The organism is Blastococcus sp. TF02A-35 (assembly GCF_004571075.1).
In the GTDB taxonomy this organism is placed as follows: domain Bacteria; phylum Actinomycetota; class Actinomycetes; order Mycobacteriales; family Geodermatophilaceae; genus Blastococcus.
Map to the genome: position 1 here is coordinate 1 of NZ_SPQP01000031.1, position 16,946 is coordinate 16,946.

Annotated in this window: 20 protein-coding genes and 1 pseudogene; 12 read left to right on the forward strand and 9 right to left on the reverse strand. The window is 75.1% G+C overall.

The features are described from left to right. Nucleotides 1-604: pseudogene (locus E4P43_RS20600) on the reverse strand (hypothetical protein); the annotation flags it as partial. A gap of 115 nt (nt 605-719) precedes the next feature. On the opposite strand from E4P43_RS20600, the gene E4P43_RS14380 reads away from it, so the two are divergent. The 6 genes from E4P43_RS14380 (at nt 720) to def (ending at nt 6,845) form a co-directional block, all read left to right on the forward strand. After that, nucleotides 720-2,768, forward strand: a complete 2,049-nt coding sequence (locus E4P43_RS14380; protein ID WP_245159140.1) for a ribonuclease E/G — start codon at nt 720-722, stop codon at nt 2,766-2,768. A gap of 209 nt (nt 2,769-2,977) precedes the next feature. Continuing rightward, a complete protein-coding gene (gene rplU / locus E4P43_RS14385) occupies nt 2,978-3,289 on the forward strand; it encodes a 50S ribosomal protein L21 (protein ID WP_135146150.1) in 312 nt (103 codons plus the stop codon). Nucleotides 3,290-3,296: 7 nt separating this feature from the next. Continuing rightward, nucleotides 3,297-3,554: a 50S ribosomal protein L27 gene (gene rpmA, locus E4P43_RS14390; RefSeq protein WP_113800928.1), complete on the forward strand. Its 258-nt coding sequence runs from the start codon at nt 3,297-3,299 to the stop codon at nt 3,552-3,554. 76 nt (nt 3,555-3,630) lie between these two features. Then, nucleotides 3,631-5,196 carry a GTPase ObgE gene (gene obgE, locus E4P43_RS14395; RefSeq protein ID WP_209313891.1) on the forward strand — a complete coding sequence of 522 codons (1,566 nt, stop codon included), beginning with the start codon at nt 3,631-3,633 and terminating at the stop codon, nt 5,194-5,196. Next, entirely contained in the window at nt 5,193-6,332 is a 1,140-nt protein-coding gene (proB, locus tag E4P43_RS14400; protein WP_135146152.1) for a glutamate 5-kinase, read from the forward strand. The genes obgE and proB overlap by 4 nt, the downstream gene beginning before the upstream one ends. A gap of 30 nt (nt 6,333-6,362) precedes the next feature. Further along, nucleotides 6,363-6,845: a peptide deformylase gene (gene def / locus E4P43_RS14405; protein WP_135146153.1), complete on the forward strand. Its 483-nt coding sequence runs from the start codon at nt 6,363-6,365 to the stop codon at nt 6,843-6,845. Nucleotides 6,846-6,885: 40 nt separating this feature from the next. Here the strand turns inward: def and rpsR are convergent, their stop codons facing one another. Genes rpsR through rpmB form a run of 4 tightly spaced genes read right to left on the reverse strand, consistent with a single transcriptional unit; the run spans nt 6,886 to nt 7,838 of the window. Continuing rightward, entirely contained in the window at nt 6,886-7,104 is a 219-nt protein-coding gene (gene rpsR, locus E4P43_RS14410; protein WP_348522231.1) for a 30S ribosomal protein S18, read from the reverse strand. After that, nucleotides 7,101-7,403 carry a 30S ribosomal protein S14 gene (rpsN, locus tag E4P43_RS14415; protein WP_135146155.1) on the reverse strand — a complete coding sequence of 101 codons (303 nt, stop codon included), beginning with the start codon at nt 7,401-7,403 and terminating at the stop codon, nt 7,101-7,103. The genes rpsR and rpsN overlap by 4 nt, the downstream gene beginning before the upstream one ends. Before the next feature lies 1 nt (nt 7,404). Beyond that, nucleotides 7,405-7,572, reverse strand: a complete 168-nt coding sequence (gene rpmG, locus E4P43_RS14420; protein WP_135146156.1) for a 50S ribosomal protein L33 — start codon at nt 7,570-7,572, stop codon at nt 7,405-7,407. Continuing rightward, the gene (gene rpmB / locus E4P43_RS14425) at nt 7,572-7,838 is read right to left on the reverse strand and encodes a 50S ribosomal protein L28 (RefSeq protein ID WP_135146157.1); all 267 of its coding nucleotides are present in this window, start codon (nt 7,836-7,838) and stop codon (nt 7,572-7,574) included. The genes rpmG and rpmB overlap by 1 nt, the downstream gene beginning before the upstream one ends. Nucleotides 7,839-7,927: 89 nt before the next feature. Between rpmB and E4P43_RS14430 the strand changes: the two genes are divergently transcribed. From E4P43_RS14430 to E4P43_RS14445, 3 genes are all read left to right on the forward strand, one after another. Continuing rightward, nucleotides 7,928-9,199, forward strand: a complete 1,272-nt coding sequence (locus E4P43_RS14430) for a GTP-binding protein (RefSeq protein ID WP_135146158.1) — start codon at nt 7,928-7,930, stop codon at nt 9,197-9,199. Beyond that, nucleotides 9,199-9,450, forward strand: a complete 252-nt coding sequence (locus tag E4P43_RS14435; protein WP_135146159.1) for a type B 50S ribosomal protein L31 — start codon at nt 9,199-9,201, stop codon at nt 9,448-9,450. Before E4P43_RS14430 ends, E4P43_RS14435 begins: the two co-directional genes overlap by 1 nt. A gap of 77 nt (nt 9,451-9,527) precedes the next feature. After that, a complete protein-coding gene (locus E4P43_RS14445) occupies nt 9,528-9,911 on the forward strand; it encodes a hypothetical protein (RefSeq protein ID WP_167759192.1) in 384 nt (127 codons plus the stop codon). A gap of 2 nt (nt 9,912-9,913) precedes the next feature. Here E4P43_RS14445 and E4P43_RS14450 read toward each other — a convergent pair whose 3' ends face one another. The 4 genes from E4P43_RS14450 to E4P43_RS14465 are packed head-to-tail and all read right to left on the reverse strand — an operon-like array spanning nt 9,914 to nt 13,137. Further along, nucleotides 9,914-10,333 (reverse strand): transcriptional repressor, encoded by a 420-nt coding sequence (locus tag E4P43_RS14450; RefSeq protein ID WP_135146161.1) that lies wholly within the window; start codon nt 10,331-10,333, stop codon nt 9,914-9,916. Then, on the reverse strand, nt 10,330-11,346 hold the full coding sequence (locus E4P43_RS14455; protein ID WP_135146162.1) for a metal ABC transporter permease: 1,017 nt from the start codon (nt 11,344-11,346) through the stop codon (nt 10,330-10,332). The genes E4P43_RS14450 and E4P43_RS14455 overlap by 4 nt, the downstream gene beginning before the upstream one ends. Before the next feature lies 1 nt (nt 11,347). Beyond that, nucleotides 11,348-12,169, reverse strand: coding sequence for a metal ABC transporter ATP-binding protein (locus E4P43_RS14460; RefSeq protein ID WP_135146163.1), 822 nt, complete (start codon nt 12,167-12,169; stop codon nt 11,348-11,350). Continuing rightward, on the reverse strand, nt 12,166-13,137 hold the full coding sequence (locus E4P43_RS14465; protein WP_135146164.1) for a metal ABC transporter substrate-binding protein: 972 nt from the start codon (nt 13,135-13,137) through the stop codon (nt 12,166-12,168). Before E4P43_RS14465 ends, E4P43_RS14460 begins: the two co-directional genes overlap by 4 nt. Nucleotides 13,138-13,224: 87 nt before the next feature. Between E4P43_RS14465 and E4P43_RS14470 the strand changes: the two genes are divergently transcribed. From E4P43_RS14470 to E4P43_RS14480, 3 genes are read left to right on the forward strand one after another with little or no spacing between them, the layout of a single operon-like run. Continuing rightward, nucleotides 13,225-14,478, forward strand: coding sequence for a glutamate-5-semialdehyde dehydrogenase (locus tag E4P43_RS14470; RefSeq protein ID WP_135146165.1), 1,254 nt, complete (start codon nt 13,225-13,227; stop codon nt 14,476-14,478). A 30-nt stretch (nt 14,479-14,508) separates the two neighbouring features. After that, a complete protein-coding gene (locus E4P43_RS14475) occupies nt 14,509-15,390 on the forward strand; it encodes a MoxR family ATPase (RefSeq protein ID WP_135146166.1) in 882 nt (293 codons plus the stop codon). Beyond that, a complete protein-coding gene (locus E4P43_RS14480) occupies nt 15,390-16,802 on the forward strand; it encodes a VWA domain-containing protein (protein WP_135146167.1) in 1,413 nt (470 codons plus the stop codon). Before E4P43_RS14475 ends, E4P43_RS14480 begins: the two co-directional genes overlap by 1 nt. Nucleotides 16,803-16,946 lie beyond the last annotated feature (144 nt).

Below are 16,946 nucleotides of genomic sequence, written 5' to 3' on the forward strand. Positions count from 1 at the left end.
TGGTGGCCGCGGCCCGGGTGCTGGCGGCCACCAGCCGCGGCAGCAGGCCGGCGGGGTCCTCGCCGGTGCTGCGCGCGACGTGCTCGGCCACCACGCGGTCGATCTCGGCGTACCGCAGCTGGGAGTGATCCCGCCGCAGCCGCTCCCGCGGCCGCCGCCCGGCCGAGGAGCAGCCCGAGGCCGAGGCGGCCGACGTCGAGGACGAGCAGGGCGACGACACCGAGGACCGCGACTCCGCCGAGGACCGCGAGGAGGGCGGCTCGTCGGGCAGCCGCCGCCGTCGCCGGGGCCGTCGCGGCCGTGGCCGCGGCCGCAGCGGCGAGGACACCGCGGACTCCGACGACGAGACCGACGAGCGCCCCGTCGACACCGACCAGGACGAGGACGAGGACACCGACCCCGCCGACGAGCCGGGTGACTCCGACGACGACGCCGAGGGCGACGAGTCCGCGAGCGGTTCGAGCACCCGCCGCCGGCGCCGCCGTCGCCGTCGCAGCGGCAGCTCGGGCGGGGACGACGCCTCCGACGACACCGACGACGACGACCGCCCGGAGCGCGCCGGCCGCAACGGCCGCAGCACCAGCGACGACGACGTCCGCGGCATCACCGGCTCCACCCGGCTCGAGGCCAAGCGCCAGCGCCGCCGCGACGGCCGGGACACCGGGCGCCGTCGCCAGCCGATCCTGACCGAGGCCGAGTTCCTGGCCCGTCGCGAGGCCGTGGACCGCAAGATGGTCATCCGGCAGCGGGGCGAGCGGACGCAGATCGCCGTCCTCGAGGACGACATCCTCGTCGAGCACTACGTGACCCAGGCGTCGGCGACGTCCTTCGCCGGCAACGTCTACCTCGGCCGGGTGCAGAACGTGCTGCCCAGCATGGAGGCGGCGTTCGTCGACATCGGCAAGGGCCGCAACGCCGTCCTGTACGCCGGCGAGGTCAACTGGGACGCCGCGGGCCTCTCGGGCAAGCAGCGCTCGATCGAGACCGCGTTCAAGTCCGGCGACAAGATCCTGGTGCAGGTCACCAAGGACCCGATCGGCCACAAGGGCGCCCGGCTGACCCAGCAGATCAACCTGCCCGGCCGCTTCCTGGTCTACGTGCCGGGCGGCTCGATGACGGGGATCAGCCGCAAGCTGCCCGACACCGAGCGCCAGCGGCTCAAGGACATCCTCAAGCGGATCGTCCCCGAGGACGCCGGCGTGATCATCCGGACCGCCGCGGAGGGCGCCTCGGAGGAGGAGCTGACCCGCGACGTCAACCGGCTGACCGCCCAGTGGGAGGTCATCAAGCAGAAGTCGGAGTCGACGTCGAACGCGCCGACCCTGCTCTACGGCGAGCCGGACCTGGCGATCCGCGTCATCCGCGACGTCTTCAACGAGGACTTCAAGGAGCTCGTGGTCCAGGGCGACGACGCCTGGGACACCGTCGAGGCCTACGTGGCGCACGTCAGCCCCGAGCTGACCGAGCGGCTCACCCGCTACACCGGGGAGGGCGACGCCTTCCGCGACCTGCGCATCGACGAGCAGCTGGCCAAGGCGCTGGACCGCAAGGTGTGGCTGCCCTCGGGCGGCTCGCTGGTGATCGACCGGACCGAGGCGATGACCGTCGTCGACGTCAACACCGGCAAGTTCACCGGCTCCGGCGGCAACCTGGAGCAGACCGTCACGCGCAACAACATGGAGGCCGCGGAGGAGATCGTCCGCCAGCTCCGGCTGCGCGACATCGGCGGCATCATCGTCATCGACTTCATCGACATGGTGCTGGAGAGCAACCGCGACCTCGTGCTGCGCCGGCTCACCGAGTGCCTGGGCCGCGACCGCACCAAGCACCAGGTCGCCGAGGTCACCTCGCTGGGCCTGGTCCAGATGACCCGCAAGCGCGTGGGCCAGGGCCTGCTGGAGGTCTTCTCCGAGTCCTGCGAGCACTGCCGCGGGCGCGGGATCATCGTCAGCACCGACCCGGTGGACGAGAAGCGCCGGGGCAACGGTGGCGGCAACGGCGGCGGGAAGGACTCCGGCGGGGGCGCCAAGGACTCCGGTGGCGGCCGCAACCGCGGCGGCGGCGGCGGCAAGGACCAGGGCCGGGACCAGAACAGGGACCAGGGCCGGGACCAGAACAGGGACCAGGGCCGGGACGCCGCCAAGGACCCGGCCAAGGACACGGCCGGGGACGACGCCGAGGTGACCGCCGAGGCCGCGCCGGAGCCGACCACCGAGGCCGAGCCGTCCGAGGGCACGCCGCGCAGCGGCGGGCGTCGCAACCGGGGCCGGCGCAACCGCGGCCAGTCCGGCGAGGACCGCGCCGCCGAGGACGCCGCCGTGCTCGCCGGCGCCCGGGGGGACGAGGGCGCGCCGGCCGAGCCGGCCGCCGACGGCTCCGCCGAGACGGTGGAGGACGTCGCACCGCCGGCCGAGCAGCCGGTGGAGCCGGTCGCGGAGCCCGAGGCGGAGACCCAGCCCGGGACCCAGCCCGGGACCCAGCCCGAGGCCCAGCCCGAGGCAGCGGCCCCGGTCGAGGCCGACGACGTGCTGCCGGCCGGCGAGGTCGCGGCGGTGGAGGCCCCGGAGCAGGACGCGGTGCCGATCACCCCCGCCACGACGGCGGCGGACGTGACCCCGGACGGGGTCGCGCACAGCACCGACGCCGGTGCCGAGGCAGGCGCCGGTACGCCGGTGGTGCCCGCTGCCGAGGACGTCGCGGCACCCGCCGCCGCGTCCCGGCCGCGTCGCCGCCGGGCAGCCAGCCGACCCGCAGGCCCGCCCGCGTAGGGCGGCGACCCGGGTCAGCAGGACCACAACCAGGGCGTGTCGACCGGCCGCGGGCCGCTCGGGTACGCTGGTCGGGTTGCTGCGCCCCCGCGCAGGCGCCTCCGGGTGCCGCCGGGACGGCGTGCGCAGCCCGTCCAAGCACCCGGCACCTGCTCCGGTCGTGCGCGCCGGACACAGAGCTTGACGTAGAAGCGAACGAGGAGTCAGTGGTGTACGCAGTGGTGAAGGCCGGCGGCAGCCAGCACAAGGTGGCCGTGGGCGACACGTTCACGATCAACCGCCTGGCCGGTGCGGCGGGCGACAAGGTCGCTCTCCCGGCCATCCTGCTGGTGGACGGCGACACCGTCACCAGCGACGCCGCGGCCCTGGCCAAGGTGACCGTGACCGGTGAGATCCTCGAGCACGGCAAGGGCCCGAAGATCCACATCCACAAGTTCAAGAACAAGACCGGCTACCACAAGCGGCAGGGGCACCGTCAGCCCCTGACCAGCGTCGTGGTCCGCGACATCTCGAAGGGCTGACGCTGACATGGCACACAAGAAGGGCGCCTCGTCCTCCCGCAACGGCCGCGACTCGAACGCTCAGCGCCTCGGCGTCAAGCGCTTCGGTGGCCAGGTCGTGAAGGCCGGCGAGATCATCGTCCGCCAGCGCGGCACCCACTTCCACCCGGGCCTGGGCGTCGGCCGCGGCAGCGACGACACGCTGTTCGCGCTCGCTGCCGGCGCCGTGACCTTCGGCACGCGGCGGGGACGCAAGACCGTCTCCATCTCCGCGGTCGAGGCCTGAGCACTCGAACGATCCGCTTCACGAGCGCACGGGCCTTGTGCCCGTGCGCTCGTGGCGTTTCGCGAGTAGCTGACTGATGGCCGCCTTCGTCGACCGCGTCACCATCCACGTCGCCGCCGGGAACGGCGGGCACGGCGTGGCCTCGGTGCACCGCGAGAAGTACAAGCCGCTCGGTGGGCCCGACGGGGGCAACGGCGGGGACGGCGGCGACGTCGTCCTCGAGGTCGACCCCAACGTGCACACCCTGCTGGACTTCCACCACCGGCCGCACCAGAAGGCCGCGAACGGCCGCCCCGGCGCCGGCAGCAACCGGCACGGCGCCCGCGGCGAGGACCGCGTCCTGCGCGTCCCCGAGGGCACCGTCGTGAGCACGTCCGACGGCCGGGTCATCGCCGACCTCATGGGCGCGGGCACCCGCGTCGTCCTCGCGCACGGCGGCAAGGGCGGGCTCGGCAACGCCGCGCTGGCCAACGCCCGTCGCAAGGCCCCCGGCTTCGCGCTGCTCGGCGAGCCGGGCGAGGCGTTCGACGCCGTCATCGAGCTGAAGAGCATCGCCGACGTCGGCCTGGTCGGCTTCCCCTCCGCCGGCAAGTCCTCCCTGGTCGCGGCCATGTCGGCGGCGCGGCCGAAGATCGCCGACTACCCGTTCACCACGCTGGTGCCCAACCTCGGCGTGGTCCGCTCGGGCGACACGGTCTACACGATGGCCGACGTCCCCGGCCTCATCCCCGGGGCGTCGGCGGGCAAGGGCCTGGGCGTGCAGTTCCTGCGGCACGTCGAGCGCTGCGCCGTCCTGGTGCACGTGGTCGACATGGCCACGATGGAGCCCGGCCGCGACCCCGAGACCGACATCGACGCGCTCGAGCACGAGCTGGCCGAGTACGGCGGCGACGAGCTGGACCTCGTGGGCCGGCTGCGCATCGCCGTCCTCAACAAGATCGACGTGCCCGACGGCCGGGAGCTGGTGGACCTCGTCCGCGGCGCCCTCGAGGCCCGTGGCCTCGAGGTGTACCCGATCAGCGCCGTCACGGGGGAGGGGCTCAGCGCCTTCGGCTACGCCCTGGCCCGCGCCGTCGAGGAGCACCGCGCCTCGCTGCCGGCGCCCGAGCCGGTGCGCATCACGCTCACCCCGCGCGCGGTCGACGACACGGGCTTCACCGTCGAGCGCGACCCCGAGGACCCGGAGGGCTTCGTGGTCCGCGGCGTCAAGCCGGAGCGCTGGGTGCGCCAGACCGACTTCACCAACGACGAGGCCGTGGGCTTCCTCGCCGACCGGCTCAACCGGCTGGGCGTCGAGGAGGAGCTGGCCAAGGCCGGGGCCCGCGAGGGCGACGCCGTCACCATCGGCGGGGTCACCTTCGACTGGTCCCCGACGCTGCCGGCCGGCACCCTCACCGCCGAGGAGTCGGCGGGCCTGGGTGGTCGTGGCACCGACAACCGCCTCGAGGACAACCGCCGCATCGGCGCCGCCGAGCGGCTGGCGGCCAAGCAGGCCCGCCGGATGCCGTTCGAGGCCGGCGAGCAGGGCTGGACCGACGAGGACCTGGAGGGCGTCGACGTCCTCGACCACGCGGACGACGACGTCGAGGACGAGACGGACGGGGACATGGCCGACGACGTGCTGGTGGACGGCGAGCGGTGACCGCGCAGGCCCCCACCGCTGTCCCCGCGCGCCCGGAGATCGCCGGTGCGGGCCGCGTCGTGGTCAAGGTTGGCTCCTCGTCGCTGACCACGCTGCCCGGCGGGCTGGACGCCGACCGGCTCACCGCGCTGGTCGACGTCCTCGCCGCCGTCCGGGCGTCGGGCCGCCAGGTGGTGCTGGTCTCCTCCGGCGCCATCGCGGCCGGGCTCGCGCCGCTGGGGATCGACGGCCGCCCGCGCGACCTGGCCACGGCCCAGGCGGCGGCCAGCGTGGGGCAGCTGCGGCTGGTCCAGACCTACGCCGACGCGTTCGGCCGGCACGGGATCACCGTGGGCCAGGTGCTGCTCACCGCCGACGACCTCACCCGCCGCAGCCACTACCGCAACGCCCGCCAGACCGTGGACCGGCTGCTGGACCTCGGGGTGCTCCCGGTGGTCAACGAGAACGACACCGTGGCCACCGAGGAGATCCGGTTCGGCGACAACGACCGGCTCGCCGCCCTCGTCGCGCACGTCGCGAGGGCGGAGGCGCTGGTGCTGCTGTCCGACGTCGACGGCGTCTACGACGGCGACCCCCGCACGGGCCCGGCCGAGCTGGTCGACACCGTCCGCGGCCGCAGCGACCTGGCCTCGGTCACGCTCGGCTCGGCCAGCCGCAACGGCGTGGGCACCGGCGGCATGGCGACCAAGGTGGAGGCGGCGTTCATCGCCGCGCACGCCGGGGTCCCCGTCGTCGTCACCTCCACGCCCCAGGCGGCGGGCGCGCTCGCCGGCGACCGGGTGGGCACGCTGTTCGCCCCGATGGGGAAGCGGCCCAGCGCGCGGCAGTTCTGGCTGCGCTACGCCAGCCGCCCCCGGGGCCGGCTGATCCTGGACGCCGGTGCGGTGACCGCGGTGCGGGAGCGGCACGCCTCGCTGCTGGCCGCGGGCATCACCGGTGTCGCGGGGGAGTTCCTCGCCGACGACCCGGTCGAGCTGGTCGGCCCCGACGGTGTGGTGGTTGCCCGCGGGCTGGTGGCCTACGACGCCCGGGAGATGCCGGCGCTGCTGGGCCGCAAGACCGGGGACCTGCCTCCGGAGCACCGGCGCGAGGTCGTGCACCGCGACGAGATGGTGCTGGTCGGACGTCTGCGCTGACCCGTGACGGGCGGCTGAGAGACTGACCCGGTGACGATCCGCCCCATCCGCGAAGTCGGTGACCCCGTGCTGCGCACCCCGACCGACGAGGTGCGCTCGTTCGACCGAGAGCTGGCCGCGCTGGTCCGCGACCTGCTCGAGACGGTGGACCACCCCGGGCGGGCAGGCCTGGCGGCGAACCAAATCGGCGTCGGCAAGCGCGCGTTCTCGTACAACGTCGACGGCGTGATCGGGCACGTGGTGAACCCGCGGATCGTGGAGCTGTCGGAGGAGACGCAGGACGGCGACGAGGGCTGCCTCTCCGTCCCCGGCATCTGGGCGCCCACGGTCCGCGCCATGCACGCGGTCGTCGAGGGCGTGGACCTGAACGGCGAGCCGGTGCGCGTGGAGGGCAGCGGGCTGCTGGCCCGGTGCCTGCAGCACGAGGTGGACCACCTCGACGGCAAGCTCTTCCTCGACCGGCTCACCGGCGAGGCGCGGAAGTCCGCCCTGCGCGCGCTGCGGAACCGCTGAGCCGTCCGGGGCGGCGCTCCGGAGGCCCAGCGGCCGGTCGTCAGCGCCCCCTCGTGGGGTAGGGGAGCAGGGCCATCTCCCGGGCGTTCTTGATCGCCGTCGTGACCTGCCGGTGCTGCTGGGGGTCGAGGCCGGTCACCCGGCGGCTACGGATCTTGCCCCGGTCGGACAGGAACGCCCGGAGGGTCGCGACGTCGTGCCAGCTCACCGGCCCGTCGAGTCGCGCCCTCCGCCGGGCCGGCGGCCGCTGCGCGGTCACCAGCTGCTCCTCCGGATACCGGGCAGCTCACCGGCGTGCGCCATCTGGCGGAAGCGGACCCGCGAGAGGCCGAACTTCCGCAGGTGCCCGCGCGGGCGGCCGTCGGCGACGTCGCGGTTGCGCAGCCGGGTAGGGCTCGCGTCGCGGGGGAGGCGTTGCAGGGACCGCAGCGCATCGGCGCGCTCCGCGGTCGTGGCGGCGGTGCGCAGGACCTCCTTGAGCTCGGCACGGCGCTCGGCGTAGCGGGCGACCACCTCGCGGCGCTGCCGGTCGCGGACGACCTTCGACGTCTTGGCCATCTCAGCGCTCCTCCCTGAACTCGACGTGGCGGCGGACCACCGGGTCGTACTTGCGGAGCACGAGCCGGTCGGGGTCGTTGCGCCGGTTCTTCCGGGTCACGTACGTGTATCCGGTCCCGGCGGTCGACGTGAGCCTGATGACCGGGCGGATGTCGGTCGACCGGGCCATCAGGCGGTCCGTCCGGGGCCGAGCCGGCGCCGCACGTCGGGGTCGGTGGTGCGCAGCCGGGCGACCACGGCCTCGATGCCCTGGGCGTCGATCGTCCTGATCCCCTTGGCCGAGACGGTCAGCCGGATCCACCGGTCCTCGCTGGGCAGGAAGAAGCGCCTCCGCTGCAGGTTGGGGTCGAACCGGCGGGTGGTCCGCCGGTGGGAGTGGCTGACCGTCTTGCCGAAGCTCGGTCGCCGGCCGGCCACCTCGCAGTAGGTGGCCATGGCACCTCCATGGGTCGGGCCCCGGTCCGTCCCAGGGCGTGCAGGGACCCTAGATGAGAATAATTCCCACTTCACGTTAGGGTGGTGGCATGGAGAACCGCCGCACCCCTCTGGTCGTCGTCACCGGCCTGGACGCCGCGCACTGCGGCCGGGTGAGCAGGGACCTGCTCGACCGGCCCGGCACGGTCGTCGTCCACCACGACGTGGGCCAGCTCGGTCAGGGCGTCGTGGTCAGGACCGTCGCGCGCCGCTCCGCAGGGCTGGTCGTCGAGGACCGCACCGCCGTGGAGCTCGCCCACGGGTGCCTGTCCTGCACGCTCCGCCTCGACCTGCTGCCGCTGCTCCGCGAGCTGGGCCGACGCGCGTCGGTCCAGCGCATCGTGCTGCGGCTGGACCCCGCGCTGGAGCCGGAGCACCTCTGCTGGGCCATCGGGAACCTGCTGCTCGACGACGAGGGCGGCGCCACGTCCACCGCCGGGGACCACGTCGAGGTCGCCGGCGTCCTGGCCGTCGTCGACGGCCGCACCTGGCTGGACGACGTGACCTCGGGGGACGACCTCGTCGACCGCGGGCTCGCTGCCATGCCGGACGACGAGCGGAGCCTCGCCCAGGTCGCCCTCGGCCAGGTGGCCTTCGCCGACGGCCTCCTGGTGGCCGGCCGGCACGTCGACGCGTGGACCCGTGCCCGGCTGGACGCGGTCCTCGACCGCCTCGTCTCCGGGACGCCCCGGTGCGACGTGAGCGTGGGGCCGGAGCGGCTGCTCGCGGCCCTCGGCCCGGGTGCCCGGCGTGGCCGGCCGACCTCCGTCGACGACCCGCTGCTGCCGGGCATGCCGCCGGTCGGGGAGGACGTCGGCGTGAGCATCGTCCGGTTCGGCTCCACCCGGCCCTTCCACCCGGAGCGGTTCCACGAGGCCCTGGACGTGCTCCTGGAGGGCGTGGTGTGCAGCCGGGGGCGGCTCTGGCTGGCCACCCGGCACGACCGCGCCCTCTGGCTGGAGTCCGCCGGCCAGGGGCTCCGCATCGGTGACGCCGGACCCTGGCTGGCCACCCTGCCCGACGACGGCCCCGCCTGGGACCAGGTCGCCCCGGAACGCCGGGTCGCGGCCGCGCTCCGCTGGGACCCGCTGCACGGGGACCGGCACACCGAGCTGGTGGTGCTCTCCCACCGGCAGCCAGGCGTGGCGGTCATCGAGGCCCTCGACGCGGCGCTGCTCACCGACGACGAGCTGGCCGCCGGGCCCGAGGTGTGGCGGGAGCTCGGCGACCCCTTCGGTGCCTGGCACGAGGACCCCTGCGAGGGGACACCGCCGGCCGACGACCGGACCGCATCCACCACCGACCGAGAGGACCGTTCCTGATGCGCCGAGGCATCCACCCCGAGTACCGCACCGTCGTCTTCCGCGACGCCGGCACCGGAGCCACGTACCGGACCAGGTCCACGGTGCCGGCCGACCAGACCGTCGAGCTGGACGGTCAGACCTACCCGCTCGTCGTCGTCGACGTCAGCGCCTCGTCGCACCCGCTGTGGTCGGGCACCCAGCGCGTGCTCGACACGGCCGGTCGCGTGGAGCGGTTCCACCGCCGCTACGGCACGCGGGCGGAGGGCTGAGCGGTGGCCGTACCGAAGCGACGCACCTCCCGGTCCCGCACCCGTTCGTGCCGGGCGTACGAGCGGGGGCTCCTCCGGTGAGCCCGCCGGCCGGTGGGCCCGTGGTCGCCCTGTGCCTCGGCACTGCCTGCGCGGTCGCCCGCGCGCGGACGGTCGGCGCCGTGGGGGAGGCGGTGCGCAGCACGCGGGGGGCGGTCCTGGTCACCGCCGGCTGCCTCGGGCCCTGCGGGCTCGCCGCGGTGGCGGCGGTGGCCCACCGGCGAGGCGAGGACGGGTGCTCGGGGCCGACCGTGTGGCTGTCCGGGGTCCAGGACGCCGAGCGGGCCGCAGCGCTCGCCGCCTGGGTGCGGGAGGGCGGGCCGGGCCCCTCGGGCGAGCCCGACGCCGGGCTGCCGGCCACGCTCGTGCCCGCTGAGGCGACCATCGGGCCGCCGATGCGGATCGGCCCCGCCGGCGGCTGAGCTCAGCCGCGCCGGGCCGCGCAGCCGCGGCAGGTGCCGAACACCTCGAGGTCGTGCCGCACGTCGGCGAAGCCGTGCTCCGCCGCGACCCGCGCCGTCCAGCGCTCGACCGGAGGGGCCGCGACCTCGACGGTCAGCCCGCAGGAGCGGCAGACGAGGTGGTGGTGGTGGCTCGGCGAGCACCGCCGGTACCCGGCCTCGCCGTCCGGCCCGCGCAGCACGTCGAGCAGCCCGTCGTCGACCAGGGCCTGCAGGGCGCGGTACACCGTCGCCAGCCCCACGGTGTCGCCCCGCTCGCGGAGCAGGGTGTGCAGGTCCTGGGCGCTGCGGAAGCCGTCGAGCTCCTCCAGCAGGCCCAGGACGGCGTCACGCTGCCGGCTGGGCCGCCGGGCCGCACCCTCCGCCTGCCCGGGGGCGCTCACCGCTGCCCTGCGCCGGGGGCCGGGACCTCGACGCCGTGCTCGTCGTAGTGGACGCCGGCAGCGGTCAGGTGCGGGGCGTGCAGGTGCCCGTCGTGGTCGTAGTCGACGTGGTCCCCGTGCGGGACCGGGCGGTGGCCGCAGCCCTCGCCGTGCTCGTGCGGGTGGGCTGCGTGCACCTCGCCGCGCCGCCGGTGCCGCCGGCGGGCGGTGGCCTCGCGCAGCGCCACCGCGGCGGCGACCACGAGGAAGAGGGCGATCGCCAGCAGCACGATGGTGCCGCCCGACGGGGTGCCGGTGTAGTACGACGCCGTCGTGCCCGAGACGCTGACGACCAGCCCGATGCCGCAGGCGAGGAACAGGGCCTGCCGGAAGCTGCGGGCGAGCAGCTGCGCCACCGCGCTCGGCACGATCATCAGCGCGCTGATGAGCAGCAGGCCGACCACCCGCATGGAGAGCACGACGGTCGACGCGACGAGGGCGGCCAGCACGATGTTGAGGGCCAGCACCGGCAGCCCCACGGCGCGGGCGTACTCCTCGTCGTCGCTCACCGCGTAGAGCCGCTGGCCCAGCAGGCCGACGACGGCGAGCACGAGCAGGGCGATGACGGAGAAGACGACGAGGTCGTCGCCGCTGGTCGTGGTGATGGCGCCGAAGAGGTAGGACTCCAGGTTGGTCGCCTGGCCGCGCGGGGCGAGGCTGAGCAGCACCACGCCGCCGGCGATGCCGCCGTAGAAGAGCACCGCGAGCGCGACGTCACCGCTGGTGCGGCCACGGGCCCGGACGAGCTCGATCAGGACCGCACCGAGGACGGCGGCGACCAGGGCCGCCCCCACCGGCGCGGTCGAGGTCAGGACCCCGATCGCCACGCCGGTCAGGGCGATGTGCCCCAGCCCGTCGCCGAGCAGCGACAGCCGGCGCTGGACCAGGAAGATGCCCACCGCGGGGGCGACCAGCCCGACCAGCAGGGACGCCAGCAGCGCACGCTGCATGAAGCCGTACTCGAGGACCTCCACGTCAGCGCCCTCCGCCCAGGCGCACGGGGCGCGTCGACACGGTGGGCTGGTCCAGGCGGTAGCCCGCCCGGACGGGCTCCTCGCCCGGGCCGCAGTGGTGGTCGCCGTGGCCGGTGGCCGGCTCGGCGCCGGTGAGCGGGCCGTCGTACCGGATGTGCCCCTGGTCCACGACGACGGCGCGGGTGAGGACGCCGCTCAGCGGGCCGGTCTCGTGGGTGACCACCAGCAGGGTCGTGCCGGCGGCCGAGACGCGGGCGAGCACCTCGGCCAGCGCCTGCTGGCTCGCCGCGTCCACGCCCGCAGTCGGCTCGTCCATGACCAACAGCTCCGGCTGGGCGGCCAGGGCGCGTGCGACCAGGACCCGCCGCTGCTGCCCGCCGGAGAGCGAGGCCACCGGCTCCTCCATGCGGTCGGCGAGCCCGACGGCGGCGACCGCCTCGCCGACGGCCACGCGGTCGGCGGCGCCGAGCCGGCGGAACAGGCCCCGCCGGGCGAGGCGGCCCACAGAGACCACCTCGCGGACGGTCGCGGGCACCGCGCCGCTCACGGTGTGCCGCTGGGGCACGTAGCCGACCCGGCCGCGCTCGCGCAGCCGGCCGACCGGGGCGCCGAGGAGCTCCACCTCGCCGCCCAGCACGGTCGCCAGGCCCAGCATCCCGCGGGCGAGGGTCGTCTTGCCGGACCCGTTGGACCCGAGGACCGCGACCGCCTCACCCCGCTGCACGGTCAGGTCGACGCGGGTGACGATCGGGACGTCGTCGTAGCCGATGCTGGCGTCCCGCAGCCGGACGGCGGGGCCGTCGGCGGGAGAGCGGTCGGTCATGAACAGGACTGGCCTTCCTGGAGCGTGGCGAGGTTGGCGCGCATCACCTGCAGATAGTCCTCGCCGGCGGACTCGTCCGTCAGCCCCTCGATCGGGTCGAGGACGGCGACCCGCGCCCCGGCCTCCTCCGCCACCGTCTCGGCGACGGCGGGGTCGACCAGGGTCTCGCTGTAGACGGTCGTGATGCCGCGGTCCCGGACGAGGTCGGCGATCTCCGCCTGCTGGGCGGGGCTCGGCTCCTGCGACGGGCTCAGGCCGCTGATGCCGACCACCTCGAGACCGTAGCGCTCGGCGAGGTAGCCGAAGGCCTCGTGGCTGGTCACCAGGGTGTCGACCGCGCAGGTCGCCAGCCCGGCCTCCATCTCGGCGTCGAGCTCCTCGAGGTCGGCCCGCAGCGCGGCCGCGTTCTCCTCGTAGGCGGCGGCGCCGTCCGGGTCGAGCTCGGTGAACCGCTCGGCCAGGGCGTCGCCGACGGCGGCCAGCCGCGTGGGGTCCAGCCAGAAGTGCGGGTCGACGGCCTCGTCGCCGTGGTCGTGCCCGTGCTCGTCCTCGGCGTGCTCCTCCTCGGCGTGCTTCTCCTCGGCGTGGCCGTGGTGGTCTCCCTCGACCAGGTCGGCCGCGTCGCCCGCGTTCCACGCGGCGTCACCGGCCTCCGACCCGGCGGCCTCGTCCAGCGCCGGCTGGAAGCCCTCCAGGTAGACGAGGAGGTCGGCCTCGCCGATGGCGGCGACGTCGCGCGGGGCGAGCTCCAGGTCGTGGGCCTCGGCGCCCGCGGGGGTCAGGGACGACACGGAGGCCCGGTCGCCGCCGACGCGCTCGGCGGCCCACTCCAGCGGGTAGAAGCCGGCGACCACGGTGAGGCCGTCGGTCGCGGCGTCGTCCCCGCTGCCGCCGCCGCACCCTGCTGTCAGCACCGCGGCGGCGGCGACGGCGGTCAGTGCGGTCCAGCGGCGGGGAGCGGTGCGCATGAGAATCATTCTCGCATATGCCACGATGGGTGGTCCCACGCCCCTGACCGGCGGAACGGGGGCGCCCGCCCGCGTAGGCTCGCGGGCGTGTCCGACGCTGCTGAGCTGCCGCTGATCGGTGCCGCCGCGCTCCGCGCGAAGGCGGCCGCCCGGGTGCTGCGCACCCTGCCGAGCGACGCCAAGGACGCCGCCCTCACCGCGATGGCGGAGGCCCTGGTCGAGCGCACCGACGAGATCCTGAGCGCGAACGCCGCCGACGTCGACGCCGCGGCTGCCGCCGGCACCCCGGCCTCGGTGCTCGACCGGCTCCGGCTGGACCCGGCACGCATCGCCGGGGTGGCCGACGCGCTGCGCCAGCTGGTCGCACTGCCCGACCCGGTGGGCGACGTCGTCCGCGGCTCGCGGCTGCCCAACGGGCTGGAGCTCACGCAGGTCCGCGTGCCCCTGGGCGTCGTGGGCATCGTCTACGAGGCGCGGCCCAACGTGACCGTCGACGCCGCGGGGCTCTGCCTCAAGAGCGGCAACGCGGCCCTGCTGCGCGGCTCGGCGTCGGCGTTCGGCACCAACACCGCGCTGGTCGCCGTCCTCACCGAGGCGGGGGAGAAGGCGGGCCTGCCGGCCGGCTTCGTCGAGCTGCTGCCGGCCGACCGGGCGTCGGTCGGCGAGCTGCTGGACGCCCGCGGCCTCGTCGACGTCGTGATCCCGCGGGGTGGCGCCTCGCTGATCCAGCGGGTCGTCCGCGAGTCGCGGGTGCCCGTCATCGAGACCGGGGAGGGCAACGTCCACGTCTACGTCGACGCCTCCGCCGACCCCGAGATCGCCGAGTCGGTGGTGCTCAACTCCAAGACCTCCCGGGTCAGCGTCTGCAACAGCGCCGAGACGCTGCTGGTCCACCGCGGCTACCCGCACCTGCCCCGCCTCCTCGCGGCCCTGTCCGGCTCGGGCGTCGACCTGCACGGCGACGACGCCGCGCGGGCGGCGCACGACGCCGTCGTCCCGGCGACCGACGAGGACTGGGCCACCGAGTACCTGTCGATGGACATGGCCGTGCGCGTCGTCGACGACCTCCCGCAGGCCCTGGAGCACATCGCGCGGTGGAGCACCGGGCACACCGAGGCGATCGTCGCCGACTCCGCCGCCGCCATCGCGGCGTTCACCGCGGGCGTCGACTCGGCCGCGGTGATGGTGAACGCCTCCACCCGCTTCACCGACGGCGGCGAGTTCGGGTTCGGCGCCGAGATCGGGATCTCGACCCAGAAGCTGCACGCCCGCGGCCCGCTCGGGCTGCCGGAGCTGACCTCCACCACCTACGTCGTGACGGGCAGCGGCCACACCCGCTGACCCCTGCACCCCCACCGAGCAGGAGCGCCGATGTCCCGCCAGCAGTCCCCGAACTTCGCCTCGGTGGCGGACGTCAGCAAGCGGCTGTCCGCGGCCGGCTACCTGCCCGACGCGCAGATCGCGACGACGGTCTTCCTCGCCGACCGGCTCGGCAAGCCGCTGCTGGTCGAGGGGCCGGCAGGCACCGGCAAGACCGAGCTGGCCAAGGCGCTGGCGGCCGCGACCGGCTCGGAGCTGATCCGGCTGCAGTGCTACGAGGGCCTCGACGAGGCGCGGGCGCTCTACGAGTGGAACTACAAGAAGCAGCTGCTGCGCATCCAGGCCGCGCAGGGTGCCGGCGGCGCCGACTGGGACACCGTCCACGACGACATCTTCGGCGAGGAGTTCCTGCTCTCCCGGCCGCTGCTGACCGCCATCCGGCGCAGCGAGCCGACGGTCCTGCTCATCGACGAGACCGACAAGGCCGACGTCGAGGTGGAGGGGCTGCTGCTGGAGGTGCTCTCGGACTTCCAGGTGACCATCCCCGAGCTCGGCACGGTCACCGCGACCCGCCGGCCCACGGTCGTCCTCACCTCGAACGCCACCCGCGAGCTCTCCGAGGCGCTCAAGCGGCGCTGCCTGTACCTCTCGCTGGACTATCCGACGGCCGAGCGCGAGCGGGAGATCGTGCTCTCGCGGGTGCCCGACCTCGCGCCGGGGCTGGCCGACCAGCTCGTGCGCACCGTCCGCGCGCTCCGCGGCCTGGAGCTGAAGAAGTCGCCGTCGATCTCCGAGACCCTCGACTGGGCGCAGACCCTGCTCGAGCTCGGGCTGGACACCCTCGACGAGCCGGCCATGAGCTCGACCCTCGGCGTGGTGCTCAAGCACGCCAGCGACCAGACCCGCGCCGCCGCCGAGCTCCGGCTCAACTGATGTCGGCGGCGGTCGCCGGGCACGGCGGGCTGGCGGGCCACCTGGACGGGTTCGTCCGGGCCGTCCGCGAGGCCGGGATCCCGGTCGGCATCAGCCAGGCGGTCGACGCCGCCGAGATCCTGACCGTGGTCGACCTGCTCGACCGCGAGCAGCTGCGCCACGGGCTGGCCGCCGTCCTGCTGCAGCGGGCCGCGCAGCGGTCGACCTACGACGTCCTGTTCGACCTGTGGTGGCCGCTCGGCGACCGGCCGGTGGCCGCGGGCGACGAGGAGGGCGCCGGCGAGGGCGGGGAGTCGACGCTCGACGTGCCGGACGACGCGGCCTTCACCGAGCTGATGCGCGCCGAGCTGCTCCGCCTGCTGACCGACGGCGACCCGGAGGAGCTCCGCCGGTTCGCCCGCGACGCCGTGGACCAGCTGGGCCAGGGGCAGCCGAGCCCGTCGGGGCAGTCCTACTTCAGCTACCGCGTGATGCGGGCGCTCTCGCCCGACACCCTGGTGGCGCAGCTGCTCGCCGGGCTGCTCGGGGACGCCGAGCGGGGCGGGCTGGCCGAGCAGGTGGCGCGGCAGACCGTCCGTGACCGGCTGGCCGCCTTCAAGTCCGCGGTCGAGGCCGAGGTGCGCCGGCGGACGGCCGCGGAGAAGGGCCGGGACCGGGTCGCGAAGAACGCCGTGCGCCCGCTGGCCGACCAGGTGGACTTCCTGCGCGCCCAGGCCGCGGACCTCGCCGAGCTGCGCCGCGCCGTGACGCCGCTGGCGCGGCGGCTGGCGGTCCGGCTGTCGGCCCGGCGCCGGATGGGCCGCGAGGGGCGGCTGGACTTCCGCAAGACGGTCCGCGCCTCCCTGGGGACCGGGGGCGTCCCCGTCGTGACCCACCACCGGCCGCGGAAGGTGCACAAGCCCGAGCTCGTCGTCCTCTGTGACGTGAGCGGGTCGGTGGCCGGGTTCAGTCACTTCACCCTGATGCTCACCCAGGCGCTGCGCGAGCACTTCACCGGCGTGCGCGCCTTCGCCTTCGTCGACTCCACCGACGAGGTGACCCGGTTCTTCCGCCCCGGGGTCGACGTGGCCGACGCCATCGCGCGCATCGGCCGGGAGGCGCAGGTCGTGGCCTACGACGGCCACAGCGACTACGGCACCGCCTTCGAGGTGTTCGCCGACCGCTGGGCGTCGGCGGTCGGGCCGAAGACGTCGCTGCTCGTGCTCGGCGACGGCCGCACGAACTACCGCCAGCCCGGGGTGCCGGTGCTCGCCGACCTCGTGCGGCGGGCGCGCTCGGCGCACTGGCTCAACCCCGAGCCGCGCCGGCTGTGGGGGAGCGGTGACTCGGCGGCCGACCGCTACGGCGAGGTCATCGACATGGTCGAGTGCCGCAACGCCGCGCAGCTGACCGAGTTCGTCACCACCCTCTGAGCACCGGTCGACACGGCCGCAGGTCGGCCTGTCGCCGCGTCGGCAGGTCGACATGTCGCCGGCAGTGGCGCGCCCCACATCGCCGCCCCGAGACGAATCCGTAACCGAACACGGGCTGCCGCGTTTTTCAACGCGGTGTCGACA

Excerpts from the sequence above, each read along its gene's own strand:
- rpmA (WP_113800928.1), top strand. The coding sequence starts at position 3,297 with ATGGCACACAAGAAGGGCGCCTCGTCCTCCCGCAACGGCCGCGACTCG.
- obgE (WP_209313891.1), top strand. The coding sequence starts at position 3,631 with ATGGCCGCCTTCGTCGACCGCGTCACCATCCACGTCGCCGCCGGGAAC.
- rpsN (WP_135146155.1), bottom strand. The coding sequence starts at position 7,403 with ATGGCCAAGACGTCGAAGGTCGTCCGCGACCGGCAGCGCCGCGAGGTG.
- rpmG (WP_135146156.1), bottom strand. The coding sequence starts at position 7,572 with ATGGCCCGGTCGACCGACATCCGCCCGGTCATCAGGCTCACGTCGACC.
- rpmB (WP_135146157.1), bottom strand. The coding sequence starts at position 7,838 with ATGGCCACCTACTGCGAGGTGGCCGGCCGGCGACCGAGCTTCGGCAAG.
- E4P43_RS14430 (WP_135146158.1), top strand. The coding sequence starts at position 7,928 with ATGGAGAACCGCCGCACCCCTCTGGTCGTCGTCACCGGCCTGGACGCC.
- E4P43_RS14435 (WP_135146159.1), top strand. The coding sequence starts at position 9,199 with ATGCGCCGAGGCATCCACCCCGAGTACCGCACCGTCGTCTTCCGCGAC.
- E4P43_RS14460 (WP_135146163.1), bottom strand. The coding sequence starts at position 12,169 with ATGACCGACCGCTCTCCCGCCGACGGCCCCGCCGTCCGGCTGCGGGAC.
- E4P43_RS14465 (WP_135146164.1), bottom strand. The coding sequence starts at position 13,137 with ATGCGCACCGCTCCCCGCCGCTGGACCGCACTGACCGCCGTCGCCGCC.
- E4P43_RS14475 (WP_135146166.1), top strand. The coding sequence starts at position 14,509 with ATGTCCCGCCAGCAGTCCCCGAACTTCGCCTCGGTGGCGGACGTCAGC.
- E4P43_RS14480 (WP_135146167.1), top strand. The coding sequence starts at position 15,390 with ATGTCGGCGGCGGTCGCCGGGCACGGCGGGCTGGCGGGCCACCTGGAC.